This window comes from Streptomyces sp. NTD107 (assembly GCF_059510435.1).
The window spans coordinates 17,022-30,035 of sequence record NZ_JCAJZV010000001.1 but is presented as its reverse complement, the minus strand read 5'-3'; the positions used below and the strand labels follow the sequence as shown (position 1 = coordinate 30,035).

The 13,014-nt window shown below is 71.9% G+C and carries 10 protein-coding genes; 1 reads left to right on the top strand and 9 read right to left on the bottom strand.

Annotation, left to right across the window (positions count from 1 at the left end; genetic code table 11):
* Window positions 1-17: 17 nt before the first annotated feature.
* The 9 genes from AC5WRL_RS00130 to pyrG form a co-directional block, all read right to left on the bottom strand.
* Window positions 18-1,010, bottom strand: a complete 993-nt coding sequence (locus AC5WRL_RS00130; RefSeq protein ID WP_496086123.1) for a pseudouridine synthase — start codon at window positions 1,008-1,010, stop codon at window positions 18-20.
* On the bottom strand, window positions 1,010-1,621 hold the full coding sequence (gene scpB, locus AC5WRL_RS00125) for an SMC-Scp complex subunit ScpB (RefSeq protein WP_496086122.1): 612 nt from the start codon (window positions 1,619-1,621) through the stop codon (window positions 1,010-1,012). The genes AC5WRL_RS00130 and scpB overlap by 1 nt, the downstream gene beginning before the upstream one ends.
* A complete protein-coding gene (locus tag AC5WRL_RS00120; RefSeq protein ID WP_496086121.1) occupies window positions 1,614-3,035 on the bottom strand; it encodes a segregation and condensation protein A in 1,422 nt (473 codons plus the stop codon). Before AC5WRL_RS00120 ends, scpB begins: the two co-directional genes overlap by 8 nt.
* A 78-nt stretch (window positions 3,036-3,113) precedes the next feature.
* A complete protein-coding gene (locus AC5WRL_RS00115; protein WP_496086120.1) occupies window positions 3,114-3,665 on the bottom strand; it encodes a hypothetical protein in 552 nt (183 codons plus the stop codon).
* Window positions 3,662-4,669, bottom strand: a complete 1,008-nt coding sequence (locus AC5WRL_RS00110) for a ParA family protein (RefSeq protein ID WP_496086119.1) — start codon at window positions 4,667-4,669, stop codon at window positions 3,662-3,664. Before AC5WRL_RS00110 ends, AC5WRL_RS00115 begins: the two co-directional genes overlap by 4 nt.
* Before the next feature lie 402 nt (window positions 4,670-5,071).
* On the bottom strand, window positions 5,072-6,187 hold the full coding sequence (gene ald, locus AC5WRL_RS00105) for an alanine dehydrogenase (RefSeq protein WP_496086118.1): 1,116 nt from the start codon (window positions 6,185-6,187) through the stop codon (window positions 5,072-5,074).
* 118 nt (window positions 6,188-6,305) lie between these two features.
* Complete coding sequence (locus AC5WRL_RS00100; protein WP_496086117.1) at window positions 6,306-8,348, bottom strand: tetratricopeptide repeat protein; 2,043 nt, start codon at window positions 8,346-8,348, stop codon at window positions 6,306-6,308.
* Window positions 8,349-8,644: 296 nt separating this feature from the next.
* Window positions 8,645-9,277 carry an NUDIX domain-containing protein gene (locus AC5WRL_RS00095; RefSeq protein ID WP_496086116.1) on the bottom strand — a complete coding sequence of 211 codons (633 nt, stop codon included), beginning with the start codon at window positions 9,275-9,277 and terminating at the stop codon, window positions 8,645-8,647.
* Between the two features lie 6 nt (window positions 9,278-9,283).
* The gene (gene pyrG / locus AC5WRL_RS00090) at window positions 9,284-10,948 is read right to left on the bottom strand and encodes a CTP synthase (RefSeq protein ID WP_496086115.1); all 1,665 of its coding nucleotides are present in this window, start codon (window positions 10,946-10,948) and stop codon (window positions 9,284-9,286) included.
* Between the two features lie 212 nt (window positions 10,949-11,160).
* Between pyrG and AC5WRL_RS00085 the strand changes: the two genes are divergently transcribed.
* Window positions 11,161-12,972, top strand: coding sequence for a glycoside hydrolase family 15 protein (locus AC5WRL_RS00085; protein ID WP_496086114.1), 1,812 nt, complete (start codon window positions 11,161-11,163; stop codon window positions 12,970-12,972).
* Window positions 12,973-13,014 lie beyond the last annotated feature (42 nt).

Genomic DNA, 13,014 nt, shown 5'->3' with positions numbered 1-13,014 from the left:
ATGGGGTCAGCGGGCGGTCACAGACCGACCTCCCGCATCAGCTGGCCCACCTCGGTGTTGGTGAGCCGGCGCAGCCAGCCGGACTTCTGCGAGCCGAGCGCGAGGGGGCCGAAGTGGGTACGGACCAGCTTGTCGACCGGGAAGCCGGCCTCGGCGAGCATCCGGCGCACGATGTGCTTGCGGCCCTCGTGCAGGCTGACCTCGACGAGGTAGTTGTTACCGGTGTTCTCCACGACCTTGAAGTGGTCGGCGCGGGCGTACCCGTCCTCCAGCTTGATGCCGTCCTTGAGCCGCTTGCCCAGGTCGCGCGGGATCGGCCCGCGGATCGCGGCGAGGTAGCTCTTCTTGACGCCGTACTTGGGGTGGGTCAGCCGGTGCGCCAGCTCGCCGTGGTTGGTGAGCAGGATCAGGCCCTCGGTCTCGGTGTCGAGGCGGCCGACGTGGAAGAGCCGGGTCTCGCGGTTCTGCACATAGTCGCCCAGGCACTGGCGGCCCTCGGGGTCCTCCATGGAGGCGACCACGCCGGCGGGCTTGTTCAGGGCGAAGAACAGGTACGACTGGGACGCGATGGTCAGTCCGTCGACCTTGATCTCGTCCTTCTCGGGGTCGACCCGGCGGCCCTGCTCGGTGACGATCTTGCCGTTGACCTCGACCCTGGCCTGGTCGATCAGCTCCTCGCAGGCCCGCCGCGAGCCGAGCCCGGCGCGGGCCAGGACCTTCTGGAGCCGCTCGCCCTCGGGCTCCCCGTGGGTCTTGGGCAGCTTGACCGCGGGCTTGGTGTGCCGGGCGCGGTTGCGCTCCTCGATCTGGGCGTCGTACTCGCGCGACCGCGCGGGCGCCGCCCGCTTGCGGGCCGGCTTGGCGGGCCCGCCCGGCCCGAACGCACTGCCCTGCTGGCCGTAGCGCCGTTCCTCGGGACGGGGGGGCTTGCCCGTCCGCTTCTGCTTGTCGTCGCGGCTGTTGCCCGCGCCCCGGTGGTTCCGGTTGCTGTTATTGCCGCTGCTTCGCATCAATGATCCGTAGGAGTCTCGCCGTTGTCGTCAACTGAGAACGACGGCACTCCTTCCTGGCTCTCGCCCTCGACCTGATCGGCCTCGGGAAGGAAGGGAGCCAGCTGCGGGAGCTCGTCCAGGCCCGTGAGGCCCATGCGCTCCAGGAAGTAGTGTGTCGTCCCGTACAGGATCGCACTTGTTTCGGGTTCGGTGCCCGCTTCCTGGATCAGCCCGCGCTGGAGCAGGGTGCGCATGACCCCGTCGCAGTTCACGCCGCGCACCGCGGAGACCCGGGAACGGCTGACCGGCTGCCGGTAGGCGACGACGGCCAGCGTCTCCAGCGCGGCCTGGGTGAGCCGGGCCTGCTGCCCGTCGAGAACGAAGCCCTCCACCGCCTCGGCGTACCGCGCCCGGGTGTAGTACCGCCAGCCGCCGGCCACGTACCGCAGCTCGAAGCCGCGATTCTGGACGGTGTACTCGTCCGCCAGCTCGCGCAGCGCGTCGGCGATCTCGCGGCGGGGCCGGTCCAGGACCTTGGCCAGCGCTTCCACGGTGACCGGCTCGTCGACGACCATGAGCACGGCCTCCAGGGACGGCTTGAGCGCGGGCGGCGGAGCCGGATCACTCATCGGATGCCTCCTGATCGAACTCATCGGTGACCAGCTCCCGGCCGGCCGCCTCCGGGGTGGCGCTCCAGCGCACCAGCAGCGGGCCGAGCGCCTCGGGCTGGTCAAGGTGTACGGCGCGCTCGCGGTACAGCTCCAGCAGGGCGAGAAAGCGGGCCACGACGGTGAGGGTGTCGGGGGCGTCGGCGGTCAGCTCGGCGAACGACGCCTGCCCGGCGGCCCGCAGCAGCTCGACGACCACGGCGGCCTGCTCGCGTACGGAGACCAGCGGCGCGTGGATGTGGTCCACATACACCTGGGGCACCGGCTTGGGCTGCATGGCCTTGACGGCCAGCGCGGCGAACCCCTCGGGCCCGACACTGATCATCACCTCGGGCAGCAGCTGCGCGTGGTGCGGTTCGAGGCCGACGGTACGGGGGTGGCGCCGTGCCTCGGCGCTGAGCCGCTCGGCGAAGATCTCGGCGACGTGTTTGTACGCCCGGTACTGCAACAGCCGGGCGAACAGCAGGTCCCGGGCCTCCAGCAGCGCCAGATCCCCCTCGTCCTCGACCTCGGCGGCGGGCAGCAGCCTGGCGGCCTTGAGATCGAGAAGGGTGGCGGCGACGACAAGGAACTCGGTGGTCTGATCAAGATCCCCGTCTGGCCCCATGGCCCGCAGATGGGCGAGAAATTCGTCGGTGACCTTGGAGAGCGCGATCTCGGTCACATCGAGCTTGTGCCGCGAGATCAACTGCAACAGCAGATCGAAGGGCCCTTCGAAGTTCTCCAGTACCAGCCGGAATCGCCCTTCCGCCACGGGGGCGTCGGGGGCGGTGGCGGGGCCCGGTACGCGCGTACTGGCGGCGGGGCCCGGCGAACCGTCCACCGGCGGGGGCGGCGGGCCCGGCTCGGGGCCCGCTCCCGGCACTTTCCCGGACTCGGCCGCCGTACCGGCGCCTCCTGGCCCGCCCCCACGCCGGTCGCCTGCCGGCAACTCGGCTCCGCGCGGCGGCTCCCGCCCGCTGTTGTCCGGCAACGGAACGCCCCCGGAGTGCCGGGCACCCGTCCCCGGCAGACCCCCCGACCCGGGCGCGCCGCCATCAAGCGGGCGATCCGTCCCCGCGGACGCATCGGCCTGCCCCGACCCGGCCACCGATCCACCCGCACGCAGCACCGATTCCCGGCCGGCGTCAGCCTCTTCACCCCCAACCGACGCCCCCGCGCCGACGTCCAACGGGCGATCCGTACCGGCCAACCCGTCGGCGGCCACCGGCCCCACCGCACGCAGCACCGAATCCGGGCCGGCGTCAGCCTCTTCACCGCCGCCCGACGCGCCGCGCAGCGGCTCGGGCGCAGCGGCCCCGCCCGCGCGCAGCGCACCCGCGCCGGGGCCCAGGGGGCGGCGGCGTGCGGGGACGGGTGGGTCGGTCGGGGGCATCCCGGGGCACATTACCCCTCGGTGCCGACAATTGGGACGTGCCGCGACGGCAACATCGCCCGGTGGCTCTACCCGCGGCTAGCGACCCCGCAGCCGGCGTACCAAAATGCTGGCGTCGCCCCGTGATTCGAGGTCCGCCAGGACCACCGCGACCGCCTCGCGGACGATGCGTCCGCGGTCCACGGCCAGTCCGTGCTCGCCGCGCAGCACCAGCCGCGCGTGCTCCAGGTCCATGAGTTCCTCGGCGGACACATAGACCGTGATCTTCTCGTCGTGCCGTTCCCGCCCGCTCGGCCGCCGGGCGGACCGCACCTTGCGCGGCTGTGCCTGCGCCTGCGCCTGGGCCTGTTGCCCCGTTTGTCCCGCCGCCGGTGTGGCGGCGGCCCCCGCGCCCGCCGCTGCCGCCGTCGTGGGCTGCTGCTGCGGCGCGGAGCGCCGCTTGGCCTGCCCCGGCACCGCCGCCGGGGCGCCGGCTGCGGCCTCGCCTCCCCCGCCGCCCGGCGCCGTGGGCGCCGGGTGATCGGCGGAGGACGGCGACTGTGCCGCCTGCTGCTCGTTCGGGCTGGAGGGCTGGACGGACGCCGACCCCCCGGTGGTGCGGAACAGTTCGTCGGCTGCCGGGAGACTCACTCGGCGTGGCACCGGGCGAGCACCTCCCTGGCGAGCTGACGGTAGGCGGCGGCGCCCACCGAGTTGGAGGCGTACGTGGTGATCGGCTCACCGGCGACCGTGGTCTCCGGGAAGCGCACGGTGCGTCCGATGACCGTGTGGTACACGCTGTCGTCGAACGCTTCGACGACCCGTGCCAGGACCTCCCGGCTGTGCACCGTACGGGAGTCGTACATGGTAGCCAGGATGCCGTCCAGGCTCAGGTGCGGGTTCAGCCGCTCCTGCACCTTCTCGATCGTCTCGGTCAGCAGCGCGACGCCGCGCAGCGCGAAGAACTCGCACTCCAGCGGCACGATCACCTTGTGCGCCGCGGTGAGCGCGTTCACGGTGAGCAGGCCCAGCGAGGGCTGGCAGTCGATGACGATGAAGTCGTAGTCGGGCAGCAGCGGTTGCAGGGCGCGGCTGAGGGTCGACTCGCGCGCCACCTCGCTCACCAGCTGCACTTCGGCGGCCGACAGGTCGATGTTGCTGGGCAGCAGGTCCATGCCGGCCACGGCGGTTTTCAGCAGGACCTCGTCGGCGGCCATGCCGCGTTCCATCAGGAGGTTGTAGATGGTGAGGTCGAGTTCCATGGGGTTGACCCCCAGGCCGACCGACAGGGCGCCCTGCGGGTCGAAGTCCACCAGCAGTACGCGGCGGCCGTACTCGGCCAGCGCCGCGCCCAGATTGATGGCGGAGGTCGTTTTGCCGACGCCGCCCTTCTGGTTGCACATGGCGATGATCTTGGCCGGGCCGCGCTCGGTGAGCGGGCCGGGGATCGGGAAGTACGGCAGCGGGCGCCCGGTGGGTCCGATGCGCTCGCGGCGCTGTCGGGCCGCGTCGGGCGCGATGGTCGCCGCGTACTCGGGGTCGGGTTCGTATTCCGCGTCCGGGTCGTAGAACTGGCCGTCGGGCAGCTCTACGTCATCGGGGATACGGTCGGCGTCTTTCACGTCGTGGCCGTCCGTGCTCTGAGGCGCTGTCATGGTCGCGTGGCTTTGGTGAGTTGCGAAGGTACGGACAGCGACGGAACGGCTGCCCGAATGCCCTCCCCGGGGAGTAATTGTCGACTCATTCACAAGTCGTCCTACCTCCTAGGGGATCAGGAAACTTCTCTACAGAGTCAGCGTTGCACCATGCCGACGATTGGCGACTCTATGGCGTGTCGGCGGTCAGCGGCAACACAATCCGCCGGACCGGTACCGATGTGTCGGGCTTCGCACACCCCCTTGTCAAGAGTGCGAGAGCGTCCCGAGGTCCGTTACCGCAGCGCCCACTTGGTTGAAAGGGGCACCGGCGGTGACCGGTGCCCCTCCTGTCAGCCGATGTGTCGACAAGAGGATGTGATCTTCCCGATGTTGACGCCTCCGGTTGACGGATCGATCGGATCAGGCCAGAACCGCGCCCAGTTCGGTGTGCGGCAGTCCGTGGGCCTCGGCCACCGGGCCGTAGACAACCTGTCCCTCATGGGTGTTGAGGCCCAGGGCCAGCGCCGGATCACGGCGCAGGGCACCGGTCCAGCCATGACCGGCCAGCTCCACGATATACGGGAGAGTGGCATTGGTCAGGGCATATGTGGAGGTGTGGGGCACCGCGCCGGGCATGTTGGCCACACAGTAGAAGACCGAATCGTGTACCCGGAAGGTGGGTTCGGCGTGCGTGGTGGGCCGCGAGTCGGCGAAGCAGCCGCCCTGGTCGATCGCGATGTCGACAAGAACACTTCCGGGGCGCATCCGCGCCACCAGCTCATTGCTGACCAGTTTTGGTGCCCGCGCCCCGGGGACGAGCACCGCGCCGATCACCAAGTCGGCAGCGAGAACGGCGCGTTCCAGCTCGAAGACATTGGACACGATGGTCTTCACCCGGGTGCCGAAGATCCGGTCGGCCTCCCGCAGCTTGGCCACGTCCCGGTCCAGCAGCGTCACATGGAAGCCGAGCCCGATGGCGATCTGGGTGGCGTGCCAGCCGGAGACCCCGCCGCCGATGACCACCGCCTCGCCGGGAGCGGTGCCGGGGACCCCGCCGGGCAGCACGCCGCGGCCACCCGCCGAGCGCATCAGATGGTAGGCGCCGACCTGGGGCGCGATCCGGCCGGCGACCTCCGACATGGGCGCCAGCAGCGGCAGGGCGCGGCCTGCGGTCTCCACCGTTTCGTAGGCGATGGCCGTGGTGCCGGAGTCGAGCAGCGCCTGGGTGCACTCCTGGGAGGCGGCCAGATGGAGGTAGGTGAACAGGGTCTGGCCCTTGCGCAGCCGGTGGTACTCCTCGGCCACCGGCTCCTTGACCTTGAGCAGCAGCTCGGCCTCGGCCCACACCTCGTCGGCGGTGGGGAGGACCGAGGCGCCGACGGCGGTGTACTCCTCGTCGGTGATGGCGGAGCCGAGGCCGGCGCCGCGTTCCACGGCGACCTGGTGCCCGGCGGTGACCAGCTCGTGCACGCCGGCCGGGGTGATGGCGACCCGGAACTCGTTGTTCTTGACCTCGCGGGGAATCCCGACCTTCACGTGGATCACGGTCCTTGCGTCATTGCCGAAGGCAGAGCGGAAGCAGCTGTCACACCAGTTTAATGAAGGGTTTACCTCTGTCCAGCCTTACATTCAATCGATCATCTCTCGATGGGCTCTATGTTTCGCAAGTCCCTTCCTCGGTAAGCGCAAAGGATTCCAGCGCGCCGCCGGACCCCGGCCCCGACCCCGGCCCCGCCGCCACCCGGTACCTGGCCGCCTGGGCCATCCGCCCCATCCGCTCGGCGATCCCCGCCAGCAGCAGCCGCACCTGGCCCACCAGCTCCGCGTCGCCCGCCGCACCCGCCAGCCGCAGCGCCTCCTCGCCGGTGCGCAACGCCTCCTCCGGCCGGCCCGCGTACTCCTGGACGGTGGCCAGCTCCGCCAGCGCGGCCGCCTGGCCACGCCGGTCCCCGTCCCTGCGGTGCGCGGCGGCGGCGGCCCGCCAGGCGCGCAGTGCCTCGCCCCAGTGCCGGGTACGGGTCAGGGCCGCCCCGATCCGCCCGTGCAGCCGGGCCACCGCCGCCGGCTCGTCACGCGACTGCTGGATCGCCAGCGCCCGCCCGTACCAGTCGGCCGCCCGCTGCCAGTCCGCCAGCTCGGTATAGGTGTCCCCCACGGACTCCAGCGCCCGCGCGGCGAGCGGACCGTCCGGGCCGGCCCGGTCCGCCCGGGCGGCGTCCAGCGCCGCCCGGTACCGCTCCAGGGCGAGCGCGGCCCGGCCGGCCGCCAGATCCAGATCGCCGAGCACCAGCAGAGCCGCCGCCCGTTCCCCGGCCGGCCCGCGCCGGGTCGCCACCTCCAGCACCAGCTCGTGCAGCCGGTACAGCTCGGGCGCCGCGGCCGGCCGGCCGCGGTGCGCCAGCAGCGCGCCACTGAGCGCCCCGACCAGCCGCCGCGCCAGCGTGTCGAGATCACCGCCGTCCGCGACCGCCATCCGGGCGGCGGCGGTCAGCGCCGGCAGCCGGGCACTCAGCCAGCGCGCCGCGTCCGCCGGCTCATCGAAGCGCAGCGCGGCCGGCAGCCCGGACAGCCACCGCCGGGCCGGGCCGCCCAGCGGTTCGGTGACCGCCTGGCAGGCCCGCAGCCGGCGCACCGCCCGCTCCAGCAACCTGGCCCGCGCCAGCAGCACCTCGGCGGGCCGCTCCTGGGTACGCAGCAGCGTGCGCAACAGCGGGTCAAGAACCCCGGGCAGCCGGTACTCCCCGCGCTCGCCACCGGGCGGGGCGGGCCGGACCAGGCCCAGCAGCGCGAAGTTCTCCAGCGCGCCGCGTGCCGCGCCCAGCGCGCAGCCGGACAGCGCGGCCACGGTATGCGCGTCGAGCACCCCGGCCGGGGCCAGCGCGGCCAGCCGCAGGGTACGGGCGGCGGCGGACGGCAGCGCCGCGTACACCAGCCGGAAAGCCAGGGCCACCGGGTCCTGGTGGCCGCCGAGGCCGTCCTCGTCGTCCGGGTGGGTGAGCCGGGCCAGCGCCTCAGCGATGGTGGCCTCGGGACGCATCGCCAGCCAGCCGGCCACCAGCACCACGGCGGCCGGCAGTCCGCCGCATGCCTCGGTCAGCCGGGCGGCGGCGGTGGGGTCCACCGTGATCCGGATCTCCCCCGCGCCCCGCCGCAGCAGGCTCAGCGCGGGCGCCCGCTCCAGTCCACCCAGGGTGCAGGGGCGCACATCGGGGATGCCGGTGAGCGGGCCTCGGGAGACGGCGAGCACCAGGCAGTCACGGGTGTCAGGGATCAGCTCGGCCAGTTGCTCGGCGCCAGCCACGTCGTCGAGCAGCAGCAGCGCACGGCGCTTGCCCAGGGCCGTACGCAGGATGTCGGCAAGCTCCTCCTCGTCGGCCCCGGCCGGCGCGGACACGTCCCCGGCCGCCAGCAGCTCACGCGCGACACGCTCCACGGGAACGGCCTCACCACCCGGATCGGTCAGCCGGGCGCGCAGCAGGCCGTCCGGATAACGGCCGGTGGCAAGCTGCTCCTGGACGAACTCCTCGGCCAGCGCGGTCCGGCCGCTGCCGGGCCGGCCGGCCACCAGCAGCACCCGGCTGCGCGGGACGGGCCGGCCGGCCATGGTGTCAAGACCGGCCCCGTCGATATCGGCGCGCAGCCGCGCGAGTTCGCCCTGCCGTCCGAGCAGTCCCCCCGGACCGGGGGACCCGTGCACCGCCGCTTCCGTCACTGCGCGCCCTCTGCTTCGCGTGCGTGGTGAGTGGTGAGCGCAGCGTATGCCACCGGGGGCGTACGCCCCACCAAGACACGACACCCCCACCCACCGGCGGCCCGGCACCCCGGCACGGCCGCCACGCCATCGGCGGCGAGCCCGACCGAGGCGGGACCCGAGGACGGCGCCACCCGGGCGTCCCGGCCGACCCGGTCGCGGCCGGGGTCACCGGCGCGGATCGCGCGACGCGACAGGACCGGGGCCGCGCCGCCCCGCCCCGCCCCGCCCGGTGAAGCCCACTACGCCGGGAACGGCCGGGCCGGCCAGGGGGACAGGGCCGGGCGCAGGGCCTCCTCGCCGTCGCCCGCCCGCGCGGCGGCCAGCGCCAGCGCGCCCACCACCAGGCAGTTGTTGTGCACGTCCCCGGCCAGAACGGCGCGCAGCAGCTCGGCCAGCGGCACCCGGGCGTGCTCCATCTGCGCCTCCTCCTCCGCGACCGCGTACCGCTCGCCGTCCGCGTCGGACAGCTCACGGGCCAGGAAGATCCGCACCGCCTCGTCGCACCCGCCGGGTGTGGTGTACACATCCACCAGCACCCGCCAGTCCTCGGCCTTGATGTGCGCCTCCTCGTACAGCTCGCGCTGTGCGGCGTGCAGCGGGTTCTCGCCGGGGACGTCCAGCAGCCCCGCCGGGATCTCCCACAGGCGCTGCTGTACGGGGTGCCGGTACTGCCGGATGACCACCACCCGGTCCGCCTCGTCCAGCGCCAGCACCGCCACCGAGCCGGGATGCACCTGGTAGTCGCGCCGCACCACCGATCCGTCCGGCATCACCACCTCATCCGTACGGACGCTGGTCTTGTTCCCGGTGAACGGCGTCGCGGTGCCGCGCACCGGCCAGGAGTCGGGGATGTCACGGAGTTCGACGGTCATCGTCGGTCAGGCGGCCTTTCGCTCGGCTCGTTCGACTGCGGCCTTCACCAGACCGGCGAACAACGGGTGCGGACGGGTGGGCCGGGAGCGCAGCTCCGGGTGGGCCTGGGTGGCGACCAGGTACGGGTGGGTCTCGCGGGGGTACTCCACGTACTCCACCAGCTTGTTGTCCGGCGAGGTGCCGGAGAAGACCAGCCCGGCCTTCTTCTCCAGGTCCTGGCGGTAGGAGTTGTTGACCTCGTAACGGTGCCGGTGCCGCTCCTCGACGTACGGCTCGCCGCCGTACACCTCGCGCACGATCGAGCCCTCGGCCAGCTTCGCCGGGTACATGCCCAGCCGCATGGTGCCGCCCATGTCGCCCTCACCGGCGACGATGTCCAACTGCTCGGCCATCGTCGAAATCACCGGATGCGCGGTCGTACGGTCGAACTCGGTGGAGTCCGCCCCCTCGATCCCGGCCAGATTGCGCGCGGCCTCGATCACCACGCACTGCAACCCCAGGCACAGCCCCAGCAGCGGCACCCGGTTCTCGCGGGCCCAGGTGATCGCGGAGATCTTGCCGTCCACGCCCCGGTCGCCGAAGCCACCCGGAATGCACACCGCGTCGCAGTCGGCCAGCTGCTCGGCGGCGCCGCCCGGCGTCTTGCAGTCGTCGGAGGTCACCCACTTGATCTTCACCCGGGCGTTGTTCGCGAAGCCGCCGGCCCGCAGCGCCTCGGTCACCGACAGATACGCGTCGGGCAGATCGATGTACTTGCCCACCAGCGCCACCCGCACCTCGTGCTCGGGGTGGTGGACCCGGCGCAGCAGATCGTTCCACTGGGTCCAGTTCACATCGCGGAACGGCAGATCGAGCCGGCGCACGGCGTACGCGTCCAGGCCCTCGGTGTGCAGCACCTTGGGGATGTCGTAGATCGACGGGGCGTCCATGCAGGCCACCACGGCGGCCTCGTCCACGTCGCACATCAGGGAGATCTTGTGCTTGATGGCCAGCGGCACCTCACGGTCGGCGCGCAGCACGATCGCGTCGGGCTGGATGCCGATGTTGCGCAGCGCGGCCACCGAGTGCTGGGTCGGCTTGGTCTTCAGCTCGCCGGACGGACCGATGTACGGCAGCAGCGAGATGTGCACGACGAAGACGTTGTCCCGCCCCACCTCGTGCCGCACCTGGCGCACCGCCTCCAGGAACGGCAGCGACTCGATGTCACCCACCGTGCCGCCGACCTCGGTGATCACCACGTCCACGTCGTCGGTGGCCATCCGCCGGATGCGGTGCTTGATCTCGTTGGTGATGTGCGGGATGACCTGCACCGTGTCACCCAGGTACTCGCCGCGCCGCTCCTTGGCGATCACGGTGGAGTAGATCTGCCCGGTGGTGACGTTGGCGGTGCCGTCCAGATCGACGTCCAGGAACCGCTCGTAGTGGCCGATGTCGAGGTCGGTCTCGGCTCCGTCGTTGGTGACGAAGACCTCACCGTGCTGGAAGGGGTTCATGGTGCCGGGGTCCACGTTCAGATACGGGTCCAGCTTCTGCATGGTGACGCGCAGCCCGCGCGCCTTGAGCAGGGCACCGAGTGAGGATGCGGTGAGTCCCTTGCCGAGCGAGGACGCGACCCCGCCGGTGACGAAGATGTGTTTGGTCGTCTTGCGGGGACTGGAGGCAGTGGCCAAGACGGGCTCCCGTGGTCGCGAGGTCGGATGCGGTTCGGGGGTCCTGCTGCCCTCCGCTCCACGGGCTACCAGCGTATCAGTGAGCGGGCGGTAGCCAGGCAGGACGCGGATGGCGCGCGGAGAGCCGCGAGCCGTCGTATCCTGCTCGGACGCTCAATTGAGCGACGAAATACCGCACGTCCCACGGGGGCGGCCCCACCGTTCGACTGGAGATGCAAGTGGCCGGGCGCATCGAGGATTACGCACTCATCGGCGACATGCAGACCGCCGCCCTTGTCTGCCGGGACGGCTCGGCTGATTGGCTGTGTCTGCCCCGTTTTGACTCCCACGCGGTCTTCGCCGGCCTGCTCGGCACAGATGAGCACGGTTTTTGGCGCATCGGACCGGCGCACGGCAAGGATGTGCCGCCGCCGCCCGCCACCCGGCGCCGTTACCGGGGCGACTCGCTGATTCTGGAGTCCGAGTGGGACACCACGCGCGGCACCGTGCGTGTGACGGACTTCATGCCGCCGCGCGGCAGCGACGCCCCGCAGCTGGTGCGGATCGTGGAGGGCGTCAGCGGCCGGGTGCCGATGCGCTCGACGCTGCGGATGCGGTTCTCCTACGGCTGGGTGGTGCCGTGGGTGCACAAGGTCGACGACCGTACGGTGGCGGTGGCCGGCCCCGACTCGGTGTGGCTGGACACCACCGCCGACACGTACGGCAAGAACCTCACCACCTACTCCGACTTCACGGTGGCGCCCGGGGACCGGATCGCCTTCGCCATCAGCTGGCAGGCGTCCCACAAGGAGCCGCCGCCGGTGCCGCAGCCCGAGGAGGCGCTGGCCGCCACCGAGGAGTTCTGGCGCGAGTGGGTCAGCCACTGCACGTACCACGGCCCGTACCGGGAGGCGGTGGTCCGCTCGCTGATCACCCTCAAGGCTCTGACGTACGCGCCCACCGGCGGCATCATCGCGGCCCCCACCACCTCCCTCCCCGAGGAGATCGGCGGCTCCCGCAACTGGGACTACCGCTACACCTGGCTGCGCGACGCCGCGATCACCCTGTCCTCGCTGCTGCGCACCGGCTACCACGAGGAGGCCAGGGCCTGGCGCGAGTGGCTGCTGCGCGCGGTGGCCGGCGACCCGGAGAACCTCCAGATCATGTACGGGGTGGCGGGCGAGCGCGAGCTGGCCGAGGCCGAGCTGAGCTGGCTGCCCGGCTACGAGAACTCGCAGCCGGTGCGGATCGGCAACGGCGCGGCGGGGCAGCTCCAGCTGGATGTGTACGGGGAGGTCACCGAGGCCCTGCATCTGGGCCACATGACCGGCCTGGCCCGTAACGATCACGCCAATCTGCTCCAGCTGAAGCTCATCCGCTACCTGGAGGAGCACTGGAACGAGCCGGACGAGGGCATCTGGGAGGTCCGCGGGCCGCGCCGGCACTTCACCCACTCGAAGGTGATGGCCTGGGTGGCGGTGGACCGTACCGTCAAGCTCATCGAGTCGGGGGAGGTGGACGGCCCGCTGGAGCGCTGGCGCGAACTGCGCGACGAGATCCACCGCGATGTGTGCGAGCACGGCTACGACAAGGAGCGCAACACCTTCACCCAGTCCTACGGTTCGCAGGAACTGGACGCCTCGCTTCTGCTGATCCCGCAGATGGGCTTCCTGCCGCCGGACGACAAGCGGGTCATCGGCACCATCGAGGCGATCCAGCGCGAACTGTCCACCCTGGACGGCTTCATCCTGCGCTACCCGACCGCGGGTGACCAGGCGGGGGTCGACGGCCTGGAGGGCGACGAAGGCGCGTTCCTGGCCTGCTCGTTCTGGATGGCGGACGATCTGGCGATGATCGGCCGGGTGGACGAGGCCCGCAAGCTGTTCGAGCGGCTGCTGTCGCTGCGCAACGACCTGGGGCTGCTGGCCGAGGAGTGGGACCCGCGCCGCCAGCGGCAGGTGGGCAACTTCCCGCAGGCGTTCTCCCATGTGCCGCTGATCGACACGGCGCTGCGGCTGACCGCGTCCGGCGCGTACGGCGGCTGACGCCCGCCCGGCGCAACGCACCGGTGGCCGCCCCGGCTGGAG

Bases quoted from the DNA above. Each gene is read 5' to 3' on its own strand.
- scpB (WP_496086122.1), bottom strand. From the start codon at position 1,621: ATGAGTGATCCGGCTCCGCCGCCCGCGCTCAAGCCGTCCCTGGAGGCC.
- AC5WRL_RS00120 (WP_496086121.1), bottom strand. From the start codon at position 3,035: ATGCCCCCGACCGACCCACCCGTCCCCGCACGCCGCCGCCCCCTGGGC.
- AC5WRL_RS00095 (WP_496086116.1), bottom strand. From the start codon at position 9,277: ATGACCGTCGAACTCCGTGACATCCCCGACTCCTGGCCGGTGCGCGGC.
- AC5WRL_RS00110 (WP_496086119.1), bottom strand. From the start codon at position 4,669: ATGACAGCGCCTCAGAGCACGGACGGCCACGACGTGAAAGACGCCGAC.
- AC5WRL_RS00085 (WP_496086114.1), top strand. From the start codon at position 11,161: ATGCAAGTGGCCGGGCGCATCGAGGATTACGCACTCATCGGCGACATG.
- AC5WRL_RS00130 (WP_496086123.1), bottom strand. From the start codon at position 1,010: ATGCGAAGCAGCGGCAATAACAGCAACCGGAACCACCGGGGCGCGGGC.